Below are 26,899 nucleotides of genomic sequence, written 5' to 3'. Positions count from 1 at the left end.
TACCAATGCTTTGAACTGTGCGGCTTGGCCTGCGAATGGCCACTATTAATCAGTACGAAAGCATAAAGCTATAACTGTAAAACAGAGTATCCGAATTGACGTTAAGTACTATGAGACCTGTGACTTGGCAGCGAGTATTGTTAGTTGTACTCGCTGCAACATCCTTAACCCAAGCTAGATAAGATTAAGGTGTGAGTTTGTGCTTACTTACATTTGCTTACCTTTTACTTATTTAGGGGGGGTCAGTTAGTTAGCTTATTGAAGTGGTTAACAAGACGCATTAATACGATTTCTGCCATTGGCTTTGGCGCGATACAATGCGGTGTCTGCAGCGCATAACAAGGCTTTAGCCGTTCGAAATTGGCTATTGATTTCACATGCATAGCCTTGGCTTACACTAATGCTGACTGATTCATCCAAACCAATATCAATAAAAGTTAGGGCCTTGATATTTTGTTGAACGAGTAAGGCTATTTGCTCCACCTCTACAGTGCTTAAATTTGGCAATATCAGTGCAAACTCTTCGCCGCCATATCTGGCCACGGTGCATTCGTTATTAGGCACAGAGGCTTTAATGGCGTCGGCGACTTTTTGCCAGCGCTGACGTTTTTCATGATTATTGGAGGCGCTGATTAATGCCAACTCGTGTGGTGTTAGATCTTGAGCAAACAGTGGATTATGTTTAAGTGCTTGGGCTTCTTTTAGGGGTTTTCCTTCTGCTAGCAAATAGGCTTTATGCTTATTTTCTGCCAGCCAGCGTTTAGTCAGATGATGTAAGCGACTTTTTATTCGCAGGCTATCATTGTGTTCGTTAATCCAGGCGGTTGCCCGTGGCCAGCGCCTTAATAATGCTTCGTGAGCAATGCTAAAACAGGCTTGGCCATTTTGCAGGTGGGACACAAATAAGCGGCTATTGACCATAGCTTGGGTCAATGTGTGCTGTTCTTTGCTTTGCAGTTGTGACCAAGTTGCGGTGCGGCTGGTGATGGAGGTTTCATCCTCTCGCAGTGTTACCAATAGGGACAATACTTGGGGTAAGCAGGCTTGCTGTGAGTCAGTTAATTGCGCCATGGCTTCATCGGCATTTTTACCTATTGCGCCTTCGATACCGCCTAATTGTTGGTAAACACTAAACAATAATTGATTGTCTTTACTGCGTTGCAGGTATAGCGCTTGCAACATGTATTGCAACATAGGTAATGCATCAGGATTACTGGCGGCCTCTGTACAGAGTATTTCATCTAGCGGCATGGCTGTTTCAGGATCGACACTCCAGCTTAAATTGGCTGCAATTGCTGGCAGGCGGATCATTTGCAGTAATTCATTACGCGAAGGCGGCGCTAAATCAAAATGAGCCCCTTTACCTTTACCCGCCATTAAACTGGGATAAGTCACTAGTAATGGGTAAAACTCATTACGACAAGCACTGATAATCAATACCACAGAAGAGTTGGCCAGTTTTTCTAAGACCTCAATAAATGCATAACGTTGATCATCTGTAAAGATCGGCGATGACAGAAAGACTTCTAAGCGATCAATAAACAATGCTAAGTGAGTTTCGTTAGTGCTGCTGAGTTTGATGGCCTGCTGACATTGCTCAATAATGGTGGGCATATCTGTTATTAGCTTGTGCGACAGGGTTTCGGCGCTGTCACCACTAAATACTGGAATATCGTTGATTTCCCAGTCCAGCATGATACTGGCCAGTTCGGAAAATAATTGTGTTTTAGCCACATTGGCAAAATCTAAATGGCTATAGCTGGCAACCTTTACCCCGTTGTAACCCGTATTAGCCATTAAATTGGGCATGATTCCGGCATTAATGAGTGATGATTTTCCGCTGCCGCTAGGGCCTAAAACTAAACAAAATCCGCGGCCATATTTAACTTGTACACTGATGCGTTCAAGCAAGGTGGCAATTTGTTTGCTGCGACCAAAAAACACCTCGGCGTAATTGGCGCTATAGGCTTGTAAGCCCGGAAAGGGTGATCCTGCTTGCCACGTCAGGCTGTCGGCCACGGTTTCATGGCCAATGGGGAAATTTACCTTAGCAAGAGTGCGATAGCCGCGCTTGCGAATGGTTTCAATATAGCTGGGTTCAGTGGCTTTATCGCCCAATGCGCGGCGTAATTGGTTAATGACTTTATGCAGTGGATTATCGCCAATATCGGCTTCTGGCCAGCATTGATTGACAATGTCATCACTGCTGAGTACCTCGCCTTGCTGTTGACATAACAGCAATAAAACATCCATTGCCTTAGGCTCAAGTTGTTTGGTTTTTTTACCTTGTCTAAGGGAGTTACTATTAGGGTCAACCTGCCAGTCACCAAAGAAAAATATATCTTTGCTCATTATTACAATCCATTGAATATCAGCTATTTTTCAATGTCGTGAGTTAAAAAACGACAAGATTTTGATATGCAAAATTAGTACATTAGACATTAGTTATATCAATAAATGGTTGTTTTTGTGAGCGATCGCCAAGCAAACAGAGTGGATATCTTTGTCAGGCGATTTTGCTTGGCTTTTATTCTGTAGATTTTGCGAGGCTAGTTTTTATCGCTATGTCTTTTGTCGCTATGCTTGTTAATAAAACCGTTGTTATCTAGATAGTCGTTGTCGATATTGTCCTTAAAAAGTCACTAGTAGGTTTGGCTACTTTGATGATGTCGTTAGCTGGCTTAAGGCCTGTGCGGTTAACATTTCTGTATAAGCGTTTATTTTGACATGCTTTGGGCTCCAGCCTTTAATAAAGCGCTGAAAATCGGCCCATGCTATGCAATACAAAGGGCGCCAAGTTTGTTCAACCTCTTTAGGATTAATATCTGGCTGATGGAGATTAATGCTGCTGGCGAGCTGACTAAAATAGTAATCCAAATATTGCTCGATTAGTTTATGTGGTTCGGTAAATGTCAGCGTACTGCTTAGCAGTAAAATCACATCTTTCATGCCGCAACCTTGGCCCACATATTGAAAGTCCACCGCAGCAGCTTTGTCGTGGTGAGTATTAAAACAAAAGTTAGCGAGTTTGGCATCGCCGTGGATTATTGTTTGGTATGGCGTCTGTTTTAAAGCGCGATCGATTGTATTGGCTGCCATTTTTAACGGCTGATCGCTGAGTGCCTGTAATTCATCGGGGCGAGTATCTAAATGCCAGTAGCTGCCTGTGGGCCATAGGTCGGTGGTATTCACGGTTGATGGCTGGCTAGTTGTAAATTGATTAGCCATAAATTGGCCGTGAAAATGCCCCAGCCATTTAAGGCTGGCCAAAATGGCTGTGTGATCGGCATGGGTTAATACTTGATCGAAACCTAAAGTATGTAAGTCTTCAAGGATCAGTAAGGTTTCTAGTTCGCTGCGCTGAATGTATAAACATTGAGGCACGCTGTTTTCGCTTTGACGATCATTATCACTGCCACTGCCACATAGCTGAGCGTAGTGCTGATACCAGTTAGCTTCAACTTGATAAGATTTGAGTTTACGTTGATGTGATAGGGCGCTATTCCAGCCCTTGGGATGCGACTCTGGCTGTGGCAGTTTAATGTGTTTAACGATAACAGATGAATATTGGCTACCAGTAAGCTTAGCGCGAAATAGTTCGCCATAACCGCCCCATAGGGATTGAATTACCTCAATCTCGCTTATACTTTGAGCTTTTAATGCCGTGGTAATCTTGCTAATAACTGCTTTATCTATCGTCATTAAACCCTTACTTTCCCTTTTTGATGTTGTAGCCACTTCATAAAACCATAATCTAGCTATTGTGCCAGAATTTTACTTAATAGCTAAAGTGATAAGCTAATCGATTGATAATTGCTCAACTAAGAATAAAACAAGTTATTGGCTGCTGTTTTTACGCAGCAGTGATTGAATTTTATCCCCAATAGCGTAGTTTTAGCGTAAAGCCCCAAACGAGAGTGGTTATATGAAGCCAGGTAAGAACGATACTAAATTGCTTAAACTCGCAATGGAAATTGGTGAGGGTTATGCAAAACGTCGCGGTTTTGAAAACTTTGGTGTTGGTATATCGCCAAAAGATAAAGTGGAATGTATTTACCGTTTATTGGTGCAAGATGGGCTAATTCAAGCATTAGCTGAAGATAATGATGATGGCCCAAATCGTAAGCATAAATTGATTTTGTGGATCAGTCGCCAACTTCCTGAAGATCATCCCCTTAAAAACTAACCCATGGGTGAGTTGCTTAGTTATTCCGATTACGTAAAAAGCCGAGATGTTCTCGGCTTTTTAATGGCGACTGGAATGTAAAACTTATCCTTTCAGTTCTACTTCAATGTCAGTTTCTTCTGGTGATTTCATCACATCTTTAGGTTTAGTGACACTGCCCACAGGTGGGTAGGGCACTGTGCCTTTAAATTCATCACGGGTAGCTTCGCTGTAATTGGGAAAAGGTAAGGCATCTTCCTCGATTAATTGTTTAATGGTTTGCTCCGCTTGTTGTTGTACCTCGACGTCTGCGCTGCTGGCATTTTGTAGCATGACATTTTGACCAATAGGGGCAATTTTAATGTCTAACTGCTTTAAAATATTCAGTAAGTGAAAGTTTAAATCCTCAGCAATACCAAAATATTCATTGATATCACCGGTATCGATATAGGCATTTACGTTGACGACAAACGCATCACGCTCAATGGCAAGAAAACGTGCCCGCTGAGCAATCTCTAACACTCTGGGGTGTGACAATAATAATTTTCGCAGTTCCATTAACAGCATTTGCAGTTGCTCTTTACTGGTATCAAGGCTAATGCGCAGATCGTGCTTATAGCGGCGACGATCGATAACAGAGAAGTTTTCTAACTCTTGGGATGAAAATACCGAGTTAGGGATATGCACTACGGTGCGATCGAGTTTTCTGATCCGCGTCGAGCGTAAGCCAATTTCTTCAACTACGCCCATAGTGGTGCCAAAGCGGCAAAAATCCCCCGGTTTTATTGGTCTTGCTGCATATAAAGTTAATGCGCCGAAGACATTTTCTAATGGTTTTTGCGCCGCCAAGGCAATGGCTAAACTGCCGACACCTAGGCCGGTTAAAATGGTGGCCATGTTGTATCCTGAGCTTTCAAACCACATTAAGGCAATAACCACCACAATGACGATTTTTAATATTGCTACCATAGGCCTGAGTAAGGCCACGGAGTAGCTTTTATCTTGATCGTTTAATTGCTTGGATTTTATTGCGGAATACAATTCCACTAAACCTAAAATTAGAATGGTGTTGGCGATATACAGCAAGGTGCTGTTATCAAACCATACACGTGCCCTAATCGATAAACCTAATGACAGCGCCACATATTGCAAGCTCGAAAGATATAAAAACCAGCGCAAGCTGTTGCCTGAAAAACGGGTTAATCCAGCCAGTTTATGTTCAAATTTAGCGGCAATGGTTTTGGCGGCAATGCTGATTAATCCGGTGGCGATCCAACCAAAGAAAAGACACAAAATAAAGATCAGCAGTTGCCAGTTTTCCATATGGAACATGGTGAATTGCGGTAAAACGTTAGCCAGTGCTTCGATTTGCGGGCTGTAGCCATATTCGTCCCATAGCTCAGGAACTTGGGCTATAGTGGCGTTAGAAATTTTCCAAATTTTGCCTTTTTTACCGTCAGGAACACGCTGTAAATAGACCGGAACAGGGCCTTTACTGGTTTCTAGTACCCCTAACAAATCACGATAGCTTGGCAGTTTATCGTTAAGGTGTCCTTCTGGTTGATCGCTGATCTGCGAAAGGTCGAGGATGTTTTGTTTATTCCATAATATCGCCAGTTTACGCAGTAAATCGGCACCATCTTCGGGATTAATATCTTTGGGCAGGTAACGCAGATCAATAAACTCAGTGGCAGCTTCCCAGTCGTTTTCTTGTACCGCTCGACCGATTTCAATGAGGGCTGATAAAGGAGTTTCGCCATCTCGGGCGAGGGTGAGTCCACCTTGAGCTTCGGCTATGGCTTCACTGCGCTTTTCTGCTTCAGCAACTTTTTTTAAATTGATATCGTCCGCAGCCATGGCGGTTGGCATTAGGCTCGACATCGATAACAACACAAAAGCAGTAAAAAGCGTTCGCCATGTTGTTTGCAGCATGATTTTATCCCTAAAAGCGCAATATCTAGCTCAAATATATGTGTTTTAGCCTCAGACTGCTAGGGCGGCACACTTCTAAGTAAGTAAAAGTTACATAAATGGGTGTCTCAACTTTATCACCAAGATAACTTTTCATATGATACAGCTTCCCAAGGTTTTGTTATCGGCTGGGCAGCGTATTTTTAGCCTTAACTAACGATAAAGAGTTGGATGGATAAAGGGCGCCCTAATAGAAGTCGTTGGCGCTTTTTTTGTGCTTTGAATCCAATTAATCAGCTGGCAGCGGATTACCTTTTAACGAGATTGCGTATCGTAGCAGGGTAAAACCTTCGTCTTCATATTGTCTGATAAACGTCATACCTAACTTTTCAATGATGTTGACTGAGCCAAGATTAAGGTTGACGACTTCGCCGTAAATAATATCTAAATCCATATGTTTCTTAGCATACTCAATACTGGCAAGGTTAGCTTCTGTGGCATAGCCCTTACCCCAAAAATCTGGGTGTAAGCGATAGCCTATATCTACTGCATTAATACGTAAATCATATTTAAACCCACAAAAGCCTATGACTTGTTTGGTTGCTTTTAATTCTACAGCCCAACGAGCAAAACCATATTTCTGGTATTCTGCTAACCAGATGTCCTGAATAATGTTTTTTGCATCTTCGATGTTATTACACATGCCTGCATCGCCAGTGTAGCGGTTGACTTCCTCTGAATTAAACTCAAGCACAGCCTTTGTATCGCCAAGATTAAATTCACGAATGATTAGGCGTTCAGTTTCGATTATTATTGTCACTTTTATTTCCTTGGTTCTTGGATTGGTGCATCTGCTCCAGATGCACCTGCTCCAGATGCATTAGTGATGTCATAGTAAGCTTGATAAGCAAAGCGGCCGATGGCGATAACGATCAGAATAATAATGATCCGGCTCATGGTGCCAGAAGCTGTGGTGGCTTTTTGCATTTTGATCGGCGATCTTTTTTTGCCACTGTTATTTCGTGTTGAGTTTTGGTGAGCATGGCTGTCTGATTTTGTGGCAACTCCCACTATTTGCGCTTCGATCGCCTTAATTTTACCGTCAGCTTGCTGCGCTACGATATACGCAATTTGATCACCTTGAATGGGCTTTCTCGCCATATGTTTAAGGGTTGAAATATGAATAAACACGTCCTTGCCACCTTCATCAGGCTCAATAAAACCGAAGCCTTTACTGCTATTCCAGCGAACTAATCGACCTGTTTCCATCATCACGAGTATGTTTCCTTTTTGAACGGCTAAATGTTTACAACACATTATAAAATTGACCAAGGCTATGCTAGGTTATTAATTCAATATAATAAATAGTAATTATCAGCGACTACGACTTTTAGCAGTCAAGATTCTCAGTCAAGATGAACAGTCAACAAGGAAGACACCATGACATTATCAGCACGCTTAACAGCCATACCAACAGCATTGTCGATATCACTGGCTTTAGCTGCAACGATAACCACCACCTCGTTACGCGCTGTAGATCTTGATGATTCAGTGACCAAAGCATTACCACAACTTGAACAGCTTTATACTCACCTTCATCAACACCCTGAACTGTCCTATCAAGAGAAAAATACCAGTGCCAGAATGGCAAAAGAGTTACGGCAATTAGGTTTTGAAGTCACTGATAATTATGGCGGCTACGGCGTGGTGGGCATATTCAAAAATGGCGACGGGCCTACGGTGATGATCCGCGCCGATATTGATGCTTTACCTATTATTGAACAAACGGGCAAAGCTTATGCATCGACAGTGACAACCCAAGATGCACATAACAATACTGTGGGCATTATGCATGGCTGTGGCCATGATATTCATATGACCAGCATGATTGGCGCAGCCGAGCAATTGATGTTGCACAAGTCAGCTTGGCAAGGCACTTTGATGATGGTAGCCCAGCCTGCAGAAGAAATGGGCGGCGGCGCAAAAGCCATGCTCAAGCAAGGTTTATTTAGCGAGTTTCCCACTCCTGATAAGGTGTTAGGTTTGCATGTCAGTGCATCTATTCCTGCTGGTAAAGTCGGCTCTATTAGTGGTTATGCATTGGCCAATGTGGATTCGGTGGATATCAGCATTAAAGGCAAAGGTGGCCATGGTGCTTACCCCCATTTAACTATCGATCCTGTGGTTCTGGCGGCGCGCACAGTATTAGCATTGCAAATCATTCCAAGCCGTGAAGTGTCACCCCTTGAGCCAAACGTGGTCACAGTAGGTTCAATTCATGGCGGCTCAAAACATAATATTATTTCCAATGAAGTGAAGCTGCAATTAACTCTGCGATCATATAACCCTGAAGTACGTGAGCAGCAAATCGCTGCCATAAAACGTATCACTAAGGGCATTGCGATTAGTGCGGGTTTACCTGATGAACTGATGCCTGAAGTGTATGTGCATGAAGATGAAAAAATACCTTCGACTTATAATGACCCAGCATTGGCTGCCCAAGTTAAGGCCAGCATTGAAGCTGAACTAGGAAAAGATAATGTGGTGCTAGCGCCACAGGTTATGGCCGGAGAAGATTTTGGCTTATATGGCCGAACTGAGCAAAATATTCCGATCACTTTATTTTGGTTAGGGGCTGTTGAGCCAAGCGTGTATCAAGCCAGTATTGATAGCGGCGACAGCTTGCCATCATTGCATTCGAGTAAGTTTGCCCCAGATTATCCGTTAACTATCAGCACCGGCGTGCGGGCAATGACACGCGCGGCAATGGATTTGTTTAATAGTAGCAAATAAGCTTACTTTATCTGACTTAAAGCATGACGCTTATTTATAGCCTGAAGCATAGGATAAACGCTATAATTGAGCTTAACTTTTCGTTGTTAAATTGAGATCCCATGACCGTTATTTTTACCACCAATGTTGGCGATATCCATATTGAACTGGATATGGAAAAAGCCCCTGTTAGTTCGAAGAATTTTTTACAGTACTGTCAGGATGGCTTTTATGATTACACTATTTTTCATCGGGTGATAAAAGGCTTTATGATCCAAGGGGGTGGTTTTACTGCCAAGATGAAAGAAAAGCCCACTCGCGATCCTATCGTTAATGAAGCTAATCGTGGCTTGAGTAACACACTTGGCACCATAGCAATGGCAAGAACCGATGCGCCGCATTCGGCCACCGGGCAGTTTTTTATTAATACTGCTGATAATAGCTTTTTAGACCACACAGCGACCACCAACAGCGGTTGGGGTTATGCGGTTTTTGGCAGAGTGGTTGCCGGTATTGAAGTGGTCAAAGAAATTGAAAAAGCTAAAACGGCCACGGTAGCAGGTCATGACGATGTGCCTAAAACGGCGATAGTGATTGAGAAAGTCACCATTATCTAGTGAGCTACTAGCGCTGTTGTTAATCGTGCGGCTGTGAAAGAAGGGAAAGCCATGAGTCTATCTGTAGAAGATAATGCCCAATTAGTGCAGGCTAAGCAGTTACTTGAAAACCCCGGCTTAGCAGCCAAAATCACAGATTTTATTGGCTCGCCCATTGAGCAAGGTTTTGCGCTACTGCCTAAAAGTGTCAGTAATGGTATTGGCAAAGTCACAGAAATGGCGTTGATGAAAGCCTCGGATGCGGCGCTATTTACCATGAAAAACATCCCCCATGAGCAATCTTCTGATCGTTGGCACAAACTCGGAGTTGCAGTGAGTGGTGGTGTGGGGGGCTTTTTCGGCTTAAGCGCATTGGCATTAGAGCTACCGATTTCAACCACCATCATGTTGCGATCCATTGCCGATATTGCTCGCAGTGAGGGTGAACAACTCGATGAAGTGGCCACTAAAATGGCCTGCATAGAAGTCTTTGCCCTAGGGGGTGAGTCAAATGATGACGATCAAGCTGAAAAAGGCTACTTTGCGGTGCGCACCGTGTTAGCCAATTCAATTGCTGAAGCCGCTGAATACGTTGCCACTAAAGGCTTTAGTAAAGAAGCTGCGCCAATGATGGTTAAATTAGTGACCGTGGTGGCTGAGCGCTTTGGCGTGCAGGTGACTCAAAAGGTGGCCGCTCAAGCTGTACCTGCCATAGGCGCTGCGGGTGGGGCGATCATTAACACCTTATTTATCGATCATTTTCAAGACATGGCAAGAGGTCACTTTATCGTGCGTAAACTTGAGCGTAAGTACGGTGAAGAACTAGTAAAGCTAACCTATCAGACACTTTGATCTTGGCAAGATAAGTTGTTAGTCAATTCCTATTCCTTTTACAGCTTGAATCGTTCTCGATACGTAAGTGGTAACAATTTCATTGTATGAACTTTATTCAATCAAGGTTATCTTAACTATATAAGTTAAAGATAATGTTTAAGGATATGTTTTCAGGATGAATAAATTAACCCGCGCGCTATTGGTAGCAAGCTGTTGTATTTTACCTTTTATCCATCCAGCTTTTGCTGCAGATACAGAGCTAAAATTCACCACTTTTACAGTTGATACCGAATTTGAACTGACTCATCCAGTATTAAGCGTTAACTTACTCGATAATGAGGGCAATGAGTTACTAGCACTGGGTGTTGATGATGAACATCAGCGCTGGTTTGCTGTATACGGCATTGTCGATAAGCAATTAGTGATGCTAGATAAAGTATTATTAAACAAAGATATTTATAGCTTTGATATTAATGAAATCAACTCTAATACTGATAGCATGCTTGCGCTGCAACAGCTGTATTTCGTCACTGCAGAGCAATTACTAGGTTATGCCCCAGTTACGGCTAATAGCGCTATTAACAAGCTAGATGTGAGTATGCTCCCAGCAGATGCGATCTCCGCTGATGACATGCTAGTGCAAGATCCTTCAGCTTCACTTTCACCTAAACAAATTACCAGCCAACAAACAGATACTGCAGCAAAACCGCTTTCTGGTGAGTTAGTTGCCGTTGCTGATATTAATTCATTAGCTGTTACAGGCCATGCTGATTTTATCTCTCGTGGTGATTTTGTCAGTGATATTAATAATGATGATATTGCTGATGTACTGATAAGTGACTTTAGAGAAATGCATGTATTGCTCGGTGCTGGTAATACTCAATTCATCCGACAATCACTGCCGTTACTGCCTCAAGTTGAGCTGACCAATAATGGCGCTGAATATAGCCGCGCTACGCTTTATCACAGTGATATGAACTTTGATGGTCGCGATGATATTGTCAAAGTCGGTGAGGGCTCGCTCGAAGTGTATTACCAAAACGATCAAGGGCAGTTCGCCGCGATCGCAGAATATATTTCGGTGAGTCAACCCATCAGTGGTATTGATTGGTGGAATAAGCGTGATGCCTATGGGAAGTCGTTAGATCAAAGTGATTTACTGTACCGTAAAGTTGAGCGTATTGGTGATGTGAATGGCGATGAGATTACTGACTTGGTGGTCAGATATACCAAAAGCTCTGGGGTGTTTGATCGTACCAATGACTATGAAATTTACTTAGGACGTAATAACGATGGCGTGGTGGCTTTTGGCCGCGAACCTGAGACGATTATTAAAGCTGAAGGTACCTTAACAGGGCTACGTTTTGATGATATTGATAATGACAATGTCGATGAGGTGATTGTGTCAGGTTTTGATATTAGTATTTCGCAGATCGTCAGCGCCTTGCTGTCTGGCAGTATTGATCAAGATGTTCATGTGTTTAAAATGAATAGTGCGAATAAATTTGGTGAAAAGGCCAATGCCAGTAAAGAAGTTGAATTAAACTTCAGCCTAAGTTCTGGCCAAAGTGGTGAGCCTGTCGTGGCCTTAGCGGATATCAATGGCGATGGTTATAAAGAGTTATTGTTGTCTGATGATAATGAAACCTTAGATATTTATTTGGGTCAGGCAGGTAGCGCGCCTTTTAGTAAACGATCTCAGCAATGGGATATGATCATTCCAGTTGAAGGTTCGATGCTGTCGGCAACCGATATCAATGCCGATGGTAAAGATGATTTATTAGTTAAATTTGGCAAACAAGATCCTGACAATCTGCAGCGAAGCTTCTCAGTACTATTGGCGCAGTAATCAGTTTTAAGGCTTATAACGCCTCAAAACACACACGAAAAGAACCAGCAATCACTTGCTGGTTTTTTTGTGCTTTCAATTTGGTTTTGGCGATTAAATGAACTACAAAATGACTAATTAAATGATGCCTTTATTGATAAAACCGATGTGAATAGGGCTAAATATTAGTGAATGCTGAAACTGATCTAGATCATAAAATCGATTAAATATTGTAAAAATTAGTTTAGATTTTTGCTGATCTAAGTACACTGCATCTAAACATGTAAATATTATGCATGATTAAATTCAGGAGCAAAGTGATGTTTTGTATTCAATGCGAACAAACAGTTAGAACCCCAGCAGGCAACGGTTGTAGTTATTCTCAAGGTATGTGCGGTAAGTTAGCATCTACGTCAGATCTACAAGATTTATTAATCTACATGTTGCAGGGCGTTTCTGCTTATGCGGTTAAGGCGCGTCAGTTCGATATCATCGATGCCGAGATTGATACCTTTGTTCCTAAGGCATTTTTTGCCACATTAACTAATGTGAACTTTGATGATGGACGTTTAGCTGATTACGCACATCAAGCTCAAACTTACCGTAACAAGTTAAAAGCGGCATACGAACAAGCCTGCGCTGAAAAAGGCGTTGCTGCTGAAGAAGTGATAGCTCAAGCTGAATTTAACTTAGCGGCTTCTCAGCCTGAAATGCTACTACAAGCTCCAGTTGCACTGCCAAACCGTGGTGACGATGTTAATGAAGACATCATGGGCTTACGTTTACTTTGCTTATATGGCCTTAAAGGCGCAGCAGCTTACATGGAGCATGCACGTGTACTTGAGCAAACTGATGCCGATGTGGCCGGTGAATTTCACCAAATCATGTCATTCCTTGGCGAAGACTCAGTTGATGGCGACAAGCTATTTGCTACCGCAATGGAAATCGGTCAATTAAACTATCGCGTAATGGCGATGTTAGATGCGGGTGAAACGACGGCATTTGGCCACCCTGAGCCAACTGAAGTAAACACCAAATCATTTAAAGGTAAGGCGATTTTAGTGTCAGGTCATGACATGAAAGATTTAGAACTTATCTTAGAGCAAACTCAAGGTAAGGGCATTAACGTCTATACCCACGGCGAAATGTTACCGGCATTAGCTTATCCTGCATTTAAAAAGTTCCCACACTTAGTGGGTAACTACGGCAGCGCATGGCAGAACCAACAGCGTGAATTTGGCACTTTCCCTGGCGCTGTTGTGATGACCTCAAACTGTATTATTGACCCTAATGTGGGCGATTATTCAGATCGTATATTCACCCGTAGCATTGTTGGCTGGCCTGGTGTTGCTCACATCGAAGGTGAAGACTTTAGCGCTGTGATTGACAAAGCCCTTGAGCTTGAAGGTTTTAGCTACGATGAAATCCCACATACTATTACGATTGGTTTTGCACGTAATGCCTTAATGGAAGCGGCACCAACAGTAGTTGAGAACGTGAAAAATGGGTCTATTAAGCACTTTTTCTTAATCGGTGGTTGTGACGGCGATAAATCTGAACGTAGCTACTTTACTGACTTAGCTAAATCAGTGCCTGATGACACCATTATCCTGACCTTAGGGTGTGGTAAGTACAAGTTCAACAAACTTGAGTTTGGCGATATTAATGGTATTCCACGTTTATTAGATGTGGGTCAATGTAACGATGCTTACTCTGCTATACAGTTAGCCTTAGCATTAAAAGATATTTTTGACTGTGATATCAATGAACTGCCTTTAAGCTTGGTACTGTCTTGGTTTGAGCAAAAAGCGATTGTGGTGTTACTGACACTATTATCACTGGGCGTTAAAAACATTCGTACAGGCCCAACTCCGCCAGCGTTTTTGACTGAAAACTTAGCAAAAGTGTTAGAAGACCAATTTGGTTTACGTAACACCACTGATGTTGAGTCAGATCTTAAAGCGATGATTAATGCGGCTTAAATAGTGGTTATTGGGTGATATAGGCTTAGCGCTTATATCACCTTTTTATTGTCTGTTTTTTACTTTCTACTTCTAACACATGGTTTCCCATACAGGTGCAATATGAGTTCATCAGGATTTTCATTTTCAGCAGCGTTATCAGCCGCCCAATCAACAAAAGATGACAACAAAAAGTCAGTTGCTAAGGTCAGCGCTGCGCCGAGTTTTTCAATATCGGGTGCATTGGCTGCCACAGCAAAGAAAACGGCTGAGGTTACAACTACTGCTGAAGCAAAAAAATCCATCAATGCAAATCAGTTATTATTAAATGCTGATGAGTGGCAACGTGGTGAAGTGCAATTGCGCTGTACTGAAAAATGGCATGAAACCCATGATGTAGTGAGCTTTCGTTTTCAAGGTTTAACCCCTGTTAAGTTTAACTACAAACCGGGGCAATTTATTACCTTCAAATTAGAGATTGAAGGCGAAATAGTTTATCGCAGTTATACCATGTCATCGTCTCCATCTAGACCTTATTCAATTGTGGTCACGGTGAAGCGCATTGCTGGTGGCAAAGTGTCAAACTTTTTAGCTGATAAGGTTAATCAAGGCGATATCATCACCTTAGTCGGCCCAGATGGCGCCTTTAACTTAGTGGATATAGCGGCTGAAAAGTATTTATTTTTAAGTGCTGGCAGTGGCATTACCCCAATGTATTCAATGTCACGTTGGCTGCTCGATACCAAAGTAGGCAGTGATATTGCCTTTGTGCACAGCGCTCGAACAGATGAAGATATTATCTTTGCTGATAGCTTAGGTGCGATGGCTTATCGCAGTGCTCAATTTCAATTAAGTTACCTGCTTGAAAATGCAGATGAGCTTGTTGAAGGCGTTAATCATACTGGCAACGACAGCCGTATGTTAGGCCGTATCGATATTGAAAAGCTGCAAGCATTAGTGCCTGATTTTATGACTCGCACCATTTTTGTGTGTGGCCCAGAGCCTTACATGGTGTCAGTTAAATCCTTGATTGAAACCAGTGGTTTCGAGATGAAAAACTTCCATCAAGAAAGCTTTACTGGCGCGGTTAAATCACCCCCAAGCAGCACAAATACAGCGGCTACAACTAGCAACTTCATGCTTTCAATCAAGGATAAAAAAGTTGCATTATCGGCTGAGCAAACCTTACTTGATGGCATAGAGTCTGAAGGGCTACCGATAATCGCAGCGTGCCGAAGTGGTGTGTGCGGCGCCTGTAAGTGCCAGGTGACCTCAGGGACTACTGAATCTAGCAGTACCATGACATTAACAGCTGAAGAAATTGCCGCAGGGTATGTATTAGCGTGCTCGACTAAAATCACTTCAGATGTCAGCTTAAAAATGTAAGCTAATTTGCAGCAAGATTTAATTTAAGAACAGTCAGCTATGCTGACTGTTTTGCTTTGTGGCAAAAATAATAAATGGGGCGCCTTATCCCCTTAGCTAAGAATGATCAGTTTGCTTGCAGGACATGAGATGCAATAAATCCGACCCAACTGGCGATAAGCAACACCCAGGGTAAATATGACTTCTGAGACTGTGGCGGCTGCTGCTGTTCAACTACATCATGGTTGAGCTGGTTTTTAGCTTTAAGATTCTGTTTCCGCTGTTTATCAGCCCCACGAGCTTTGGCTTTCTGCAACTTCTTATATTCAGCTATACCTTTCTCAATACCTTGAGCGATGAGTTTGGTCTGTTCTTTGGTTTGTGAAGGTTTTTGAGTAGCCTTAGCCATTTTCATTGCTTCAGCTTGGGTTTCTTGAGAGATACTTTTTGCCATGTTGCTCTACTTCTTGATTAGATTGCTGCTTAGTTACTACTTTAACAGCCTCGTGGGCGGCTCACTATAGCCAATCAGCGTCTAGATGATAATTCAGTAGGTTAATTTTTGTTAAACCATGAGCTAACGCAATAGTGGAATAGTGATTGTGTCGTAAAATAGCTTTTTAACTGTTGAGGAATTCTAATGTCAAAATCAATTCATGGTCGTAACGTTATCAAATTGATGAAAGATCAAAATACCCCGCAGCCACAACAACAATGGCTGGCGTTGATGGCAGCAGAATTTGGTGAAAATGCAGAGTTTCATACTTGTCGTGCCAGTGATATGAGCGCCGCACAGTTAGTTGAACTGTTTATTAGCAACGGTCGTTTAACTGAAACTGAAGCTGGTTTTGTGATTAATCAATGTGGTCACTGTGCAGGTAAAGAAACCCAAGAGGCAACGGCTTAGTCGCGGATTCGGTTTTCTTTAAGACAAAAATGCCAGTCACTGACTGGCATTTTTGTATCTGTGTTTAGCTTTAACTAAGCCCTAAAGCGAGCGGTTAAACTCGCGTATTAAGCGCTAGCCCATAAAGCTTAAATAGCCTTGCAAGATAATGGCATTCACAATATCAATAAAGAATGCCCCTACAATAGGCACTACCATAAAGGCTTGTGGCGACGGACCTGTACGTGAAACTAATGCGCCCATGTTCATTACCGCAGTTGGGGTTGCGCCCATACCAAAACCACAATGACCACCAGCCATCACTGCAGCGTCATAGTTTGAGCCCATTAATCTAAAGGTAACAAAGTAGGCAAACACCGCTAAAATAGCCGCTTGAGACACTAAGATGATTAATAGCGGTACCGCTAAATCAAATATTTCCCACAGCTTTAGGTTCATCAATGCCATTGCTAAAAACAGTGACAAGGACACAGTACCTAAAATATCAACACATTCACTGTTGATTTTGTAGCCGCGACTCAACTCAGTGGCGTTGGTGATGACCACGCCAAAGAATAAGGCATAAACAAAGTCAGGCATTTTTAACCATGCAATATCCATGGAGCTAACAAATTTGCCGAACCACTTAGCCCCTGCCACACATAGCAGCAGAATGAATAGCACTTCTAAAATTTTCTTACCGGTAACGCGATCAATTTCTAATTGGTCATAGGTTACTAAGTCAGGATGATCTACGTGATGATTACCACCCACACCATATGAAGAAACAAGATTATGTTTATTGATAAGGCGCTGGGCAACTGGACCACCAATAATACCGCCCATGACTAGACCAAAGGTGGCCGCTGCCATGGCAAACTCTAAAGTATTAATACCATAGTTGTCTTGGAAGGTTTGCGCCCAAGCAGCACCCGTGCCGTGACCACCTGATAAGGTAATTGAACCAGCGATTAAGCCCATTATCGGCTCTAGCCCTAAAGCGCTGGCTAAGCTAACGCCCACCGCATTTTGAATAATGATATATAAAGATGCAATGCCTAAAAAGACAATGACCTTAGTACCGCCTTTCATTAATAGCTTATAACTTGCCGCTAACCCCACGGTACTGAAAAACATCAGCATCAAGGTATTTTGCATTGAAAGAGTAAATTCTAAACTGATTTTGTTGAAGTGTAATATGGTGATTACGCCTGCAACGATAAGTCCACCCACGATGGGTTCTGGGATATTATATTTTCTGAAAGAAGGTACGTGTCGATTAATTGTATGGCCAATGAATAGTACCAAAATTGCCACGAGGAAAGATTCAAGCTCTCCAATAGAATAAACAGTATTCATGGAACTCCTTTTGTTTTGCACTGAATGAGTTACACAATGTGATTAGATATCACAATTAGATATGCATAAATATTTTGCTTTAATTTATTAGTTATATTGATTATAGAGGAACTTAGCGGTAAATATCATGGGGATTGCCTTAAAAGGCCAAGTGTCGTTCATTTGTTGAGCTGATTTAACAAGTTATTAAAAGCTAAACCCTTGATGTTAATTGTAAAGGTGGTTTTGTTAGCTTAATTGCACTGCTTATGTTGTGAATTTGCAGGTGGAGAATCTGAGTTTTGAGGAATAAAAAGTCACTTTAGTGACTGTATCTGGCTCTGTTTAAGATAAATAATTGCCGCTAGACTCAATCAAAGCAGATTACATAGTATGTTTTATGGTGTGTGCTATTTATTCTAAAACTGAAAAATTGCTCATTGGAGTGGTTTGCCGATGCTGATGTTTATAGATATATGAGCGAAATAAAAGGAAGTTCATTTCGCTCATATAGCGCTGGCTAAAGCGGGCGAATAGGTACTTTTATGTACTTTAAATAAACCTGTAACAGCCAAATGCTAAAGGGTATTAATCAACAGCAACCATAACATTACTGGCTTTAATAATCGCGTAAGCATTGCCACCCACGGTTAAGCCAAGTTGCTGACAAGATTTTTTAGTGACTACTGATGTGATCTCAACTCCAGGTGCAAGTTCAATGACCACCTCATTGTTTACAGAACCCTCTTCGATTGAGGTGATTTTACCAACCAGTGAATTACGAGCGCTGATTTTCATAATATTTAAATTTCCTATTAATGAGTCAATATGCTGATATTAATTATAAAAATAAGGTATTTATAATTTTTAAAGCGAAATGTATGGCTCGTTCCACTGTGCGTAAAAATGAACCATGGGCCTAAGTTTAATTGATAAATTCAATTTTGCTTGTTCAGAGGTTAACTTTTGCGAGGGATAAGCGCGAAGAAATAGTAAAACTTAATGGGTTAAACGATGAGCGTTATTAAGGGTAAATAATTATGGGGCTTAAGGTGAAATGCTCAATTAATCAAGTGTTTACACTTAAGGTGGTAAGTACTAGACGTCATCAAGTATAGGCTTCCTTTATCAGGATTGGGCTAATGAATGTATTTGTCTCATATCAAAATCATGTTAGCTTAATTTTTACACATGTGAGTCGCTACATGTGCTGAGTGATTAAGTTGAGTGAAGATATGCTTAAGGAGAAGGGTTTACAGGATGTTTATCAAACAAGAGATATACCGATTTAGTATCGTTGTCATCAGTCTATTGAGCTTATCTGCGTGCAGTTCAATGTCCCAAAAAAACTTATCAGTTGATGTGAAAATGCCTGCTGCGAGTAGTTTACTCCAACTTCAAGCCAGTAAATATACTGTGCCATCCATTGAGAGTTTGACTCAACTAACACCGATACAAGAGCGGGAGTTATTGGCGTTTATTGCCGATGAAGAAATTGCTGCTTTACCCAATAGAAAAAAAGTGAGTCAATTTATTGGTCAAAAAGTGGTTAATTTTAACTATGAAGGTTCAAACTTTAATGCCAGTGATGCGTGGTTAAATAAATCTGGTAATTGTATGTCTCTAGCTATGTTGACCTATGGCGTCGCAAAATTCTTAAATGTTAAAGCTGTTTTTCAAGTAGTGCATAGTGCGCCCCTTGTGACCGTCATCACCAAGGATTTGATGGTGTCATCGGATCATGTCCGTACCTTTCTTTATGAGGTTGATAGCAGTGATTCAAAATCAAATTTATATCTATATGGCGGAGAGTTCTCTGTGATTGATTACTTTCCTGATCGTAACGACCGCAATGGTGGCGTGGTATCAGACAGTCAATTTTTAGCCATGTTTTACCGTAATTTAGCTGCTGATGCCTTATTGGATGATAAGCTTGAATTAGCTTTTGCGTTAATGCAAAAAGGCCTGTCATTAGCACCGGATTATGTACCCTTGATTAATATGATGGCAGTAGTACACCGCCGTATTGAAGCCTATGATATTGCCGAAGCCTATTATCAGTATGGTTTGCAATTTAAGCCTAACTCACTAAGTCTATTAAGTAATTACAGCTTTGTTCTGAATTCTCAAGGTCGAATAGATGAAGCGCAGAGTATTAGTCAGCAATTATTGGATCTGGAAAATGAAAGCCCTTATGGCTGGTATAGCATGGGAATAGAAGCGTTAGCGTTAAAAGATTACCGAGCAGCAGAGATATTCTTTAGAAAATTCATCAAAAATAGCCCTTATTTCCATCAGGCCTATTATGAGTTAGCCAAGGCGCTCAATGCACAGGGAAAACCCTATGCAGCTAAGCAGAGCTTGAAAGAGGCGTTGACGTTAACATTCCTAGGGGAAAACCAGCAGAAATATTTAGCCAAACTCAATTGGTTAAACTCAGTTGCTAGAAAAGGGCTTGCTGAGCAGTAGGTTATTACGATTTAAAAAGAAAAAGCCAGCTTGCATCATAGAGGTCAGCTGGCTTTTTTATCATTATGAATTAATTAATCAATAGTTAGTGCGACAATCTTAAGGGGATGGTTGTCATCAAAAGAAGGGAAGTCTTCATGGCAATGCAACCATTCAATTGAGCTGACACTGCGGCCTTGTTTTTCAACACAGCGCACTAAGCTGTTGAGCCAGGCTTGTCGTTCCACTTTGGCGACATTGTTACAGCACACTATGGTGCCACCACTTTTTGTTGTTAGCATGGCAGGCTTAAATAAGCCTTGGTAATCATTAATCAGGTCAACGGTGCCAAATGGGCTTTTTGCAAAACGTGGCGGATCTAAAAATACCAAATCAAATTGAGTCGCAGCTAACTTAGGGTACTTAGGTAATTTTTGCCCGCGGCGCCCACCAACCTTAAGACCAGCTAATTGACGCAGCGCAGGAAAGGCATCGCTTTGAATGAACTCACAAGTATCAGCCACCTCATTGAGCTCAGCATTCTTTTTACCCGCAGCCAAAGCAAATGATGAGAAATCCACATTAACTGCCCGAGTTGCACCGCCTATGGCTGCTGCAGTGCCAATACCGCAAGTGTATGAAAATAGGTTTAGTACGGTTTTGCCTTGGCTATTGGCTCTGACATATTCTCTACCGATACGCATATCGAGAAACAATAACGGGTCTTGGCCTTCATGGCGTAATTTTGAGGTGAACTTGATGCCATTTTCTTGGATAACTTGCTCTGAACAGGCAAAGTCATTGAAGTCATCAGCAAGATTATTTTCAATGCGTGAATTACGTTTAGCACGGTCATTGTAGATAATAGGTAACTCAATATGTGCGTTAAGGACTTCAGTTATTTGCGCAAGCTGTTGCTCAGTTAAGGTCTGATGGAATGTTTGAATGAGCCATGCATTACCATAACGGTCAATATTAAGCCCATTTTCGCCTTCAACTGTGCCATGAAATACCCGAAAACAATCGGTTTGTTGAAGCGCTGCTTGTTTAAAAAATTCAGCGCGTTGATTAATGGCGTGAGTAAGAGAAGACTGCAATGACATAATTGTGCTCGTTAGCATTAAAAAGGCAAAAAGGGATTATATCAAGCTTCGAGTTACTTGTCGGTATGTGTTACCGCTTCTGAAGGAGGATTTATATGCCCTCTGTAACAAGCACTGAAATCAAGCTCTCATATTTATTTTTAAAAGTAACAAATTGTAGCCTTAGCCATATTTTTCATCGAAAATATCCACACTCTTTAACGAAATCTGTTACCTTTTTACATCCTGTAAATATCTGAAAATAATCGAAATAGTTTTTTATATTGTAATTGTCGAGCGAAATAGCAGATGACTCTAAGTTGGGGTTGTAAGACCATTTATGCTCCGTCAACTCAAGAGTATGCCGTAGCGGTTCTCTGCTTTAGTTATTCCAAGTATTCGCTATTTGATTAATTTTTCGATTTAGTTAGTTGTAAACGACGAGGTTCACTTGAATCACCTGCTGCGCCATTCACTATTACCCGTATTATTGCTTTTTTTTTGCGGTATTTTTGCGACATCTGCTAGTGCAGAAAAGCCTGCCGCATTTGATCTATTAGATGAGATCGCCAGCAGTGAACACGGGCCGCAATTAACGGCGTTATATCTTGGGGCTGATAAAGACCCTGAAGGCACCTTAACGGCTTTAGAGCAACTAAAATCCCAAGGTGTTATCGATGGTAATGACTATTTTAAAACCATTTATTATCTGATCCTTTATAACGTTCAATTTGTACTGTCTGATGTTGAGGCGGCAGAAAAAACCACTAAAACCTTATATCAATTTGGCCTAGATAGCGGCCAAGACTGGATTGTGGCCGAAGGCCTAACCATTAAAGGCACCTTGGCGGCGAGAAAAAGTGAAGGTAAAAAAGCGCTGCGACTGATAGAGCAAGCGATCAGCTTAGCTGAACAACTGCATTATAACCGCTTACTGGCTCGTGCACTTAATGTTCGCGGCATAATTCACTCGCGAAGTTTAGCGTATGAATTGGCGATTGAGGATTATCAAAGAGCGATTAAACTGGCTGAAACCACCAATAATAGCGATTTTGTATTTAAGTTATATTCAAATATATCAGTGCTTTATTCTATGGTTGAAGATTGGCCTAGCGCGATTGAATACAATAAAAAAGCCACTGAGTTATATCTTAAAAGTGATAATGTCAGCTTTGAGTACTTAGTGATCCTATACAGTAATGCTAGTAACAATATGCTAGAAATTAATGATATAGAAGCGGCGACCCAATACAGTGAAAAAAGCATTGCCGTGGCACGGGAGTCCAATAATAACCAGCTTATTGTCAACGCCTTAATGACCCAGACCCACTTATTAATTAGTCAGCAACTCTTTGCTGAGGCTGAGCCAGTGGCAATGGAATGTGTTGAGCTCGCGAAGCAAGTGCATGATCAATTACCTTATAACGAATGCTTAATGGGTCTCGGCGAGGTCAGTTTATTTAAGGGTGATAGCGCCACTGCTGGTGATTATGCCAACAATGCCATGGCAGGGCTTAAGGCCATTGATAACCAAGACTCACTATTAAAGTCCTATGAATTATTGGCGCGAGTCTATCAAGCACAGCAGCGATACCCTGAGGCCATTGAGCAATTAACCACTTATTATGAAGGCACCCAAAAGCTGCTTTTCAATCAGCGTGAAGAACAGTTATTTGCCTTAAAAGCCTTGTATGAAGGCCAGCTTCAAGATGAAAAAATTGCCTTATTAACCGCAGAAAATGAACTGAAGGCCGCCACTCTTGATAAAAAAGAGCTACAAGAAAGAATATGGTTGTTAGCTTTGGCTATTTTAGCTATTGGCTTAGTGTTATTAATTAGACGTTACTTTTTAAGTGAAAAGAACATCGATAGCCTGCGAACATCAAATAAAAGTTTGTATAAAGCTTCAAATAACGATCAACTCACAGGACTACACAACCGCCGCTATATCGAGCACTTTATTCATCATGAGCTAACCGCATTTCCGAATGCTTATTATTGTATGTTGATGATTGACTGCGATAAATTTAAAAATGTCAACGATACTTATGGTCATGATACTGGGGATATCGTGCTCACAGAAGTGGCCAAGCGTTTATCGAACAGCATTCGTAAAGGGGATGTATTAGTACGATGGGGCGGTGAAGAGTTTATTATATTATTGCAAGTTGACGAAGCCGACCCCACCTCTCTGGATGAAGTGTTAAGCCGTTTTAATCAGGCTATTAGCACTGAAGCCGTTATAACTCCTGCTGCTGATTTAGTGGTGACAGTATCGATTGGCGCAAGTCGACCGACAACAGCCAAAAGGCTAGTCGAAGAGTGGGATTCAATCCTCAAACTTGCCGATACCGCGTTATACCAAGCTAAACAAGCTGGACGCAATTGCGCGGTTATTGCGGAAAAATAACTTATTCAGGCAAATGCACTTTAAAGGTTTTATCGGCGATAACTTTGCCGTTTAGCTCTAGGGTCATGCGCCAGTTGCCGACTTTGTTGTCAATTGGCGCCCAAATACAGTCTCCAAGGTAAAACTTCCAATCGTTTTCTTTGATGTACACTTCACCATCGAAAGGCGCTTGAATATTGCCTTCTGCATCGGGAATATCGGGGTGATAAATACAGTAACCTAACACTTGATTTTTGGCTTTGCGAATACGGGTGACAAAGCCAAATTCAATGTCTATTTCAGCAGGCACATGTACGGTGGCTTTTAAAAATCTTGGCAGTTCATCACTATCAGAATCCCATTGACTGAAAATCCCCGCTTGAATAATACTGACATCTGCTTTTAATTTACTCATATCTTGTAGATCTCTATAGCTAACGCTAGTCCTTTCTTTAATCCTTGCTCAGCTGGCTAATAGCGGCTTGCATTGCAAACTCATAGCCCTGAATGCCTAAGCCGCAAATTACCCCGACCGCTTTATCTGATAAATAAGAATGATGTCTAAAAGGCTCGCGAGCATGAACATTTGAAATATGGACTTCAATAAACGGAATATTCACCCCAAGCAGTGCATCGCGCAGGGCGACACTGGTGTGGGTAAAGGCGGCAGGATTGATCACAATAAACTTGGCATCAGTGGCATGAATCGCATTGATAAGTGCATGTTCGGCATTAGACTGGATATGATCAAAGTCTAATTCGGCACCATGGGCTTGAGACTGACACTTTGCCACAATGGTGTCTAAGTTATCGCTGCCATAAAGGCCTGGCTCACGACGGCCTAATAAATTTAAATTAGGGCCATTAACTAGTAAAATCTTGGCTTTGGGCGTCATGCACTTTCCTTAAAATTGCTACTGATGAGTATTGATAATACCGAATAAGGTTAATTTATCATGTAATTATTGCCATAAGTGGATAAATTTTCATGGCTGTATTAAGGCGAGTTTGAAAACGATTGCAGCTTAATAATCAGATTTGTTTTTTCGTAGCGCTTTCGTAGCGCCGCGTTGCTTTTTGGCATCGACTCTGCGGCGTTGACTGCCTTTAGTCGCTTTGGTGGCAATACGTTTTTTTTGCACTATACCGACACTTTTTACTAGCTCAATAAACTGCTCTAATGCCAGCTGACGATTAAAATCTTGGCTGCGGCTTTGTTGGCATTTTATGATCACTTTACCGCTCTTAGTAATGCGATGATCGGCTTTGGCTAATAGCTTTTGCTGATAAAACTCAGGTAGCGATGACTGACGTATGTCAAAAATAATCTGCGCTGCAGTGGAAACTTTATTAATGTGCTGCCCACCAGCGCCGCTTGAACGGATAAATTGCCATTCAATTTCATTATCTTCGATGCTGACGCTGTTGGTTATCTTGATCATTATATGATTCTACTTTTTACCATTTACTTGGGTCTATTTAAGGGGGCTGATTCGAGTTTATTGTTTGTTACCACTTGAGTTTAACAAACTTTTGTTTAGTACTGCGGATAAGATTTGTTACTATCAATAATTATCTAGAAACTAGGCCACATTGACCGTTTGGAGTTGCTTTATGTTGTGCCAAATCCCCGATATCGCTAAAGGCGTTATTAGCTTATTCGTTAGTGGGCGTTTATCTACCCAAGACTATCGCACTCAACTACAACCTTTAATCACAGACTATCGCGAGCAAACTGGTAAGGTTTTCTTATACATAGAGGCGGACGTGTTACTTGAAGGTTGGGATGTCAGCTCCTTGTCTGGGGGCGATAAAGTGCAATTACCCCATTTTGATGCATTAGTGTTTGTCGGTGGCCCTGACTGGGTAGGCAATGCGGTTAATTTACTGGGTCCTTTCATGCAAGGTGAGGTGGCTTGGTTTCCATTAGAGCAAAAACAGCAAGCCATAGCCTGGCTACAACAATAATTTATTTGATTAACCATTCAGGGAATTAGAAAGTATGTCATTAACTCAATCATCTTCAAAAATAGCGGCAGTATTAAGCGCAGGTTTATTAATTATCGGTCTAAGTGCCTGTTCACCAGAAGTAGGCAGTGAGGCGTGGTGTAAGCAAATGAAAGAAAAACCTAGCGGTGATTGGACTGCTAATGAAGCTGCCGATTATGCCAAGCATTGCGTTTTTTAAGTTGAGACTTAAGTCGTTATAGCGATAGATAGCGTTAGCAGGTAGATAATTTTTAAATACACTTGCTGTGCTATCTAGTTTTATTAATTTTCTATTTTTCGCTACTTTTAATTGCCTGCAGGTAACCATAAGTATGCCCTTTACTCCTAAAATAGCGCTGCTAAAAAGGCATTTACATAATACTTTGGCTATTTGGTTGTCCCTCTTTGATTTTCCCTCTGGTTTCTTATCGTTACCCTCATGAACCATTTATCGACTTGATATCTGAGTATTAGGGTTTCATAGAATATAACTGTCAGATGTTGCTTGTTTGTTACTTTTGCTGGGGCAGGGTAAAATATGATTTGATAATCTATTTCGTTAAGGGAAGTGATGAAAAAAATAATTATGCTAGCGTCATTGGTCGCACTTTGTGGTTGCAGTGCTGATAAGCCTCAAGAAGTGGAAATTAACTCAGCAGCTAATTCAGCAGCTAACTCAGACATCCATTCAGACATCCATTCAGACATCCATTCAGACATTAACTCAGACATTAGCAAGGCTAGCAACAAGAGTACCAGTAAGGAAAATGAGGCAAACCCCGCGACGTTAAATACTGTCGATACAGTCAGCCTGGTAGAACCCCTGACGGCCAACGTTGACACTAAAAAACAGGATAAGATCAACGCTTTATCTACAACTGAAACTTCTGCAGCAGGTGAGCCATCTCAGTATTCTGTGGCAATCAATAATGAAAAATTTATTACGGATAATGTCGTTATCAAAACCGGTCAGTCACTGTTTAATATGCAAATGAATGACTACGGCGTTGCGAAGGGCTCTTTTGTTATTATCTCAAAGGTCACTCCACAGTGGCTTGAAAGCGACTTTTCTATAGATAACATAGCTAAAGAAACCTATCGACTTGCCCCCCATTCTGCTGATGCCGATTTGTATGCTTGGTATAAACAGTTAGCTGAAGATGTACGATTTAGCGTGGTTGAGTTAGAGGTCGACTATAGTGGCAAAGCTCATGTTCCGGAGTTTTAAATGCTAATTTTTAAATACGAGTTTTAAAATACGACAGTAAATAAGATTTTAAATCAGCGAACAAATAAAAAAGCCACAACAATGTGTTGTGGCTTTTAGCATTTATT

The 26,899-nt window shown here is 41.5% G+C and carries 25 protein-coding genes; 13 read left to right on the top strand and 12 right to left on the bottom strand.

The window, feature by feature from the left end; translation table 11 throughout:
• Positions 1-267 precede the first annotated feature (267 nt).
• Both AB4140_RS17640 and AB4140_RS17635 read right to left on the bottom strand, forming a co-directional pair.
• Positions 268-2,352 (bottom strand): diguanylate cyclase, encoded by a 2,085-nt coding sequence (locus AB4140_RS17640; protein ID WP_372001992.1) that lies wholly within the window; start codon positions 2,350-2,352, stop codon positions 268-270.
• Between the two features lie 303 nt (positions 2,353-2,655).
• Positions 2,656-3,702 (bottom strand): phosphotransferase, encoded by a 1,047-nt coding sequence (locus AB4140_RS17635; protein ID WP_102530688.1) that lies wholly within the window; start codon positions 3,700-3,702, stop codon positions 2,656-2,658.
• A 223-nt stretch (positions 3,703-3,925) separates the two neighbouring features.
• On the opposite strand from AB4140_RS17635, the gene AB4140_RS17630 reads away from it, so the two are divergent.
• Positions 3,926-4,186: a DUF5062 family protein gene (locus AB4140_RS17630; RefSeq protein ID WP_102437611.1), complete on the top strand. Its 261-nt coding sequence runs from the start codon at positions 3,926-3,928 to the stop codon at positions 4,184-4,186.
• Between the two features lie 84 nt (positions 4,187-4,270).
• On the opposite strand, the gene AB4140_RS17625 is transcribed toward AB4140_RS17630, so the two are convergent.
• From AB4140_RS17625 to AB4140_RS17615, 3 genes are all read right to left on the bottom strand, one after another.
• Complete coding sequence (locus AB4140_RS17625; RefSeq protein WP_372001990.1) at positions 4,271-6,097, bottom strand: mechanosensitive ion channel family protein; 1,827 nt, start codon at positions 6,095-6,097, stop codon at positions 4,271-4,273.
• Between the two features lie 268 nt (positions 6,098-6,365).
• On the bottom strand, positions 6,366-6,896 hold the full coding sequence (locus AB4140_RS17620; protein ID WP_102530689.1) for a GNAT family N-acetyltransferase: 531 nt from the start codon (positions 6,894-6,896) through the stop codon (positions 6,366-6,368).
• Between the two features lie 2 nt (positions 6,897-6,898).
• On the bottom strand, positions 6,899-7,348 hold the full coding sequence (locus AB4140_RS17615) for a cold-shock protein (protein ID WP_241900980.1): 450 nt from the start codon (positions 7,346-7,348) through the stop codon (positions 6,899-6,901).
• Positions 7,349-7,516: 168 nt separating this feature from the next.
• On the opposite strand from AB4140_RS17615, the gene AB4140_RS17610 reads away from it, so the two are divergent.
• The 6 genes from AB4140_RS17610 to AB4140_RS17585 all read left to right on the top strand — a co-directional run bounded on the left by AB4140_RS17610 (position 7,517) and on the right by AB4140_RS17585 (position 15,453).
• Entirely contained in the window at positions 7,517-8,869 is a 1,353-nt protein-coding gene (locus tag AB4140_RS17610; protein ID WP_372001988.1) for a M20 family metallopeptidase, read from the top strand.
• Positions 8,870-8,970: 101 nt separating this feature from the next.
• A complete protein-coding gene (locus AB4140_RS17605; protein WP_102437617.1) occupies positions 8,971-9,465 on the top strand; it encodes a peptidylprolyl isomerase in 495 nt (164 codons plus the stop codon).
• Positions 9,466-9,516: 51 nt separating this feature from the next.
• The gene (locus tag AB4140_RS17600) at positions 9,517-10,296 is read left to right on the top strand and encodes an EcsC family protein (protein WP_102437619.1); all 780 of its coding nucleotides are present in this window, start codon (positions 9,517-9,519) and stop codon (positions 10,294-10,296) included.
• Between the two features lie 157 nt (positions 10,297-10,453).
• A complete protein-coding gene (locus tag AB4140_RS17595) occupies positions 10,454-12,127 on the top strand; it encodes an FG-GAP repeat domain-containing protein (RefSeq protein WP_372001986.1) in 1,674 nt (557 codons plus the stop codon).
• Between the two features lie 299 nt (positions 12,128-12,426).
• Entirely contained in the window at positions 12,427-14,088 is a 1,662-nt protein-coding gene (gene hcp / locus AB4140_RS17590) for a hydroxylamine reductase (RefSeq protein WP_372001984.1), read from the top strand.
• Positions 14,089-14,190: 102 nt separating this feature from the next.
• Complete coding sequence (locus AB4140_RS17585; protein WP_102437624.1) at positions 14,191-15,453, top strand: hybrid-cluster NAD(P)-dependent oxidoreductase; 1,263 nt, start codon at positions 14,191-14,193, stop codon at positions 15,451-15,453.
• 106 nt (positions 15,454-15,559) lie between these two features.
• On the opposite strand, the gene AB4140_RS17580 is transcribed toward AB4140_RS17585, so the two are convergent.
• Positions 15,560-15,886 (bottom strand): DUF2956 domain-containing protein, encoded by a 327-nt coding sequence (locus tag AB4140_RS17580; protein ID WP_102437626.1) that lies wholly within the window; start codon positions 15,884-15,886, stop codon positions 15,560-15,562.
• Between the two features lie 186 nt (positions 15,887-16,072).
• On the opposite strand from AB4140_RS17580, the gene AB4140_RS17575 reads away from it, so the two are divergent.
• Positions 16,073-16,339 (top strand): YecH family protein, encoded by a 267-nt coding sequence (locus tag AB4140_RS17575; protein ID WP_102437627.1) that lies wholly within the window; start codon positions 16,073-16,075, stop codon positions 16,337-16,339.
• Positions 16,340-16,453: 114 nt separating this feature from the next.
• Here the strand turns inward: AB4140_RS17575 and gltS are convergent, their stop codons facing one another.
• Together gltS and AB4140_RS17565 are read right to left on the bottom strand one after the other, a co-directional pair.
• Complete coding sequence (gene gltS / locus AB4140_RS17570; RefSeq protein WP_076538815.1) at positions 16,454-17,677, bottom strand: sodium/glutamate symporter; 1,224 nt, start codon at positions 17,675-17,677, stop codon at positions 16,454-16,456.
• 567 nt (positions 17,678-18,244) lie between these two features.
• Positions 18,245-18,454: a molybdopterin-binding protein gene (locus AB4140_RS17565; RefSeq protein ID WP_076538818.1), complete on the bottom strand. Its 210-nt coding sequence runs from the start codon at positions 18,452-18,454 to the stop codon at positions 18,245-18,247.
• A 462-nt stretch (positions 18,455-18,916) separates the two neighbouring features.
• Here AB4140_RS17565 and AB4140_RS17560 point away from each other — a divergent pair, with 462 nt between their 5' ends.
• Positions 18,917-20,125: a tetratricopeptide repeat protein gene (locus tag AB4140_RS17560; RefSeq protein WP_372001981.1), complete on the top strand. Its 1,209-nt coding sequence runs from the start codon at positions 18,917-18,919 to the stop codon at positions 20,123-20,125.
• 74 nt (positions 20,126-20,199) lie between these two features.
• On the opposite strand, the gene AB4140_RS17555 is transcribed toward AB4140_RS17560, so the two are convergent.
• On the bottom strand, positions 20,200-21,207 hold the full coding sequence (locus AB4140_RS17555; RefSeq protein ID WP_372001979.1) for a class I SAM-dependent rRNA methyltransferase: 1,008 nt from the start codon (positions 21,205-21,207) through the stop codon (positions 20,200-20,202).
• Positions 21,208-21,637: 430 nt separating this feature from the next.
• Here AB4140_RS17555 and AB4140_RS17550 point away from each other — a divergent pair, with 430 nt between their 5' ends.
• Positions 21,638-23,596 carry a diguanylate cyclase gene (locus tag AB4140_RS17550; protein WP_372001977.1) on the top strand — a complete coding sequence of 653 codons (1,959 nt, stop codon included), beginning with the start codon at positions 21,638-21,640 and terminating at the stop codon, positions 23,594-23,596.
• A 1-nt stretch (position 23,597) separates the two neighbouring features.
• On the opposite strand, the gene AB4140_RS17545 is transcribed toward AB4140_RS17550, so the two are convergent.
• The 3 genes from AB4140_RS17545 to arfB all read right to left on the bottom strand — a co-directional run bounded on the left by AB4140_RS17545 (position 23,598) and on the right by arfB (position 25,017).
• Positions 23,598-23,990 (bottom strand): DUF3859 domain-containing protein, encoded by a 393-nt coding sequence (locus AB4140_RS17545; protein ID WP_102437633.1) that lies wholly within the window; start codon positions 23,988-23,990, stop codon positions 23,598-23,600.
• A gap of 37 nt (positions 23,991-24,027) precedes the next feature.
• Positions 24,028-24,471 (bottom strand): type II 3-dehydroquinate dehydratase, encoded by a 444-nt coding sequence (gene aroQ / locus AB4140_RS17540; protein ID WP_076538836.1) that lies wholly within the window; start codon positions 24,469-24,471, stop codon positions 24,028-24,030.
• 129 nt (positions 24,472-24,600) lie between these two features.
• Complete coding sequence (gene arfB, locus AB4140_RS17535) at positions 24,601-25,017, bottom strand: alternative ribosome rescue aminoacyl-tRNA hydrolase ArfB (RefSeq protein WP_076538839.1); 417 nt, start codon at positions 25,015-25,017, stop codon at positions 24,601-24,603.
• 172 nt (positions 25,018-25,189) lie between these two features.
• Between arfB and AB4140_RS17530 the strand changes: the two genes are divergently transcribed.
• The 3 genes from AB4140_RS17530 (at position 25,190) to AB4140_RS17520 (ending at position 26,792) form a co-directional block, all read left to right on the top strand.
• On the top strand, positions 25,190-25,543 hold the full coding sequence (locus tag AB4140_RS17530; RefSeq protein ID WP_102437635.1) for an STAS/SEC14 domain-containing protein: 354 nt from the start codon (positions 25,190-25,192) through the stop codon (positions 25,541-25,543).
• Positions 25,544-25,577: 34 nt separating this feature from the next.
• Positions 25,578-25,763 carry a DUF3012 domain-containing protein gene (locus tag AB4140_RS17525; protein ID WP_102476524.1) on the top strand — a complete coding sequence of 62 codons (186 nt, stop codon included), beginning with the start codon at positions 25,578-25,580 and terminating at the stop codon, positions 25,761-25,763.
• A gap of 372 nt (positions 25,764-26,135) precedes the next feature.
• A complete protein-coding gene (locus AB4140_RS17520) occupies positions 26,136-26,792 on the top strand; it encodes a hypothetical protein (protein WP_372001974.1) in 657 nt (218 codons plus the stop codon).
• The last annotated feature ends 107 nt before the right edge of the window (positions 26,793-26,899 follow it).

It is taken from the genome of Shewanella sp. 10N.286.51.B2 (genome assembly GCF_041469265.1).
Taxonomy (GTDB): Bacteria; Pseudomonadota; Gammaproteobacteria; order Enterobacterales; family Shewanellaceae; genus Shewanella.
This window is presented reverse-complemented; position numbering and strand designations above follow the sequence as displayed.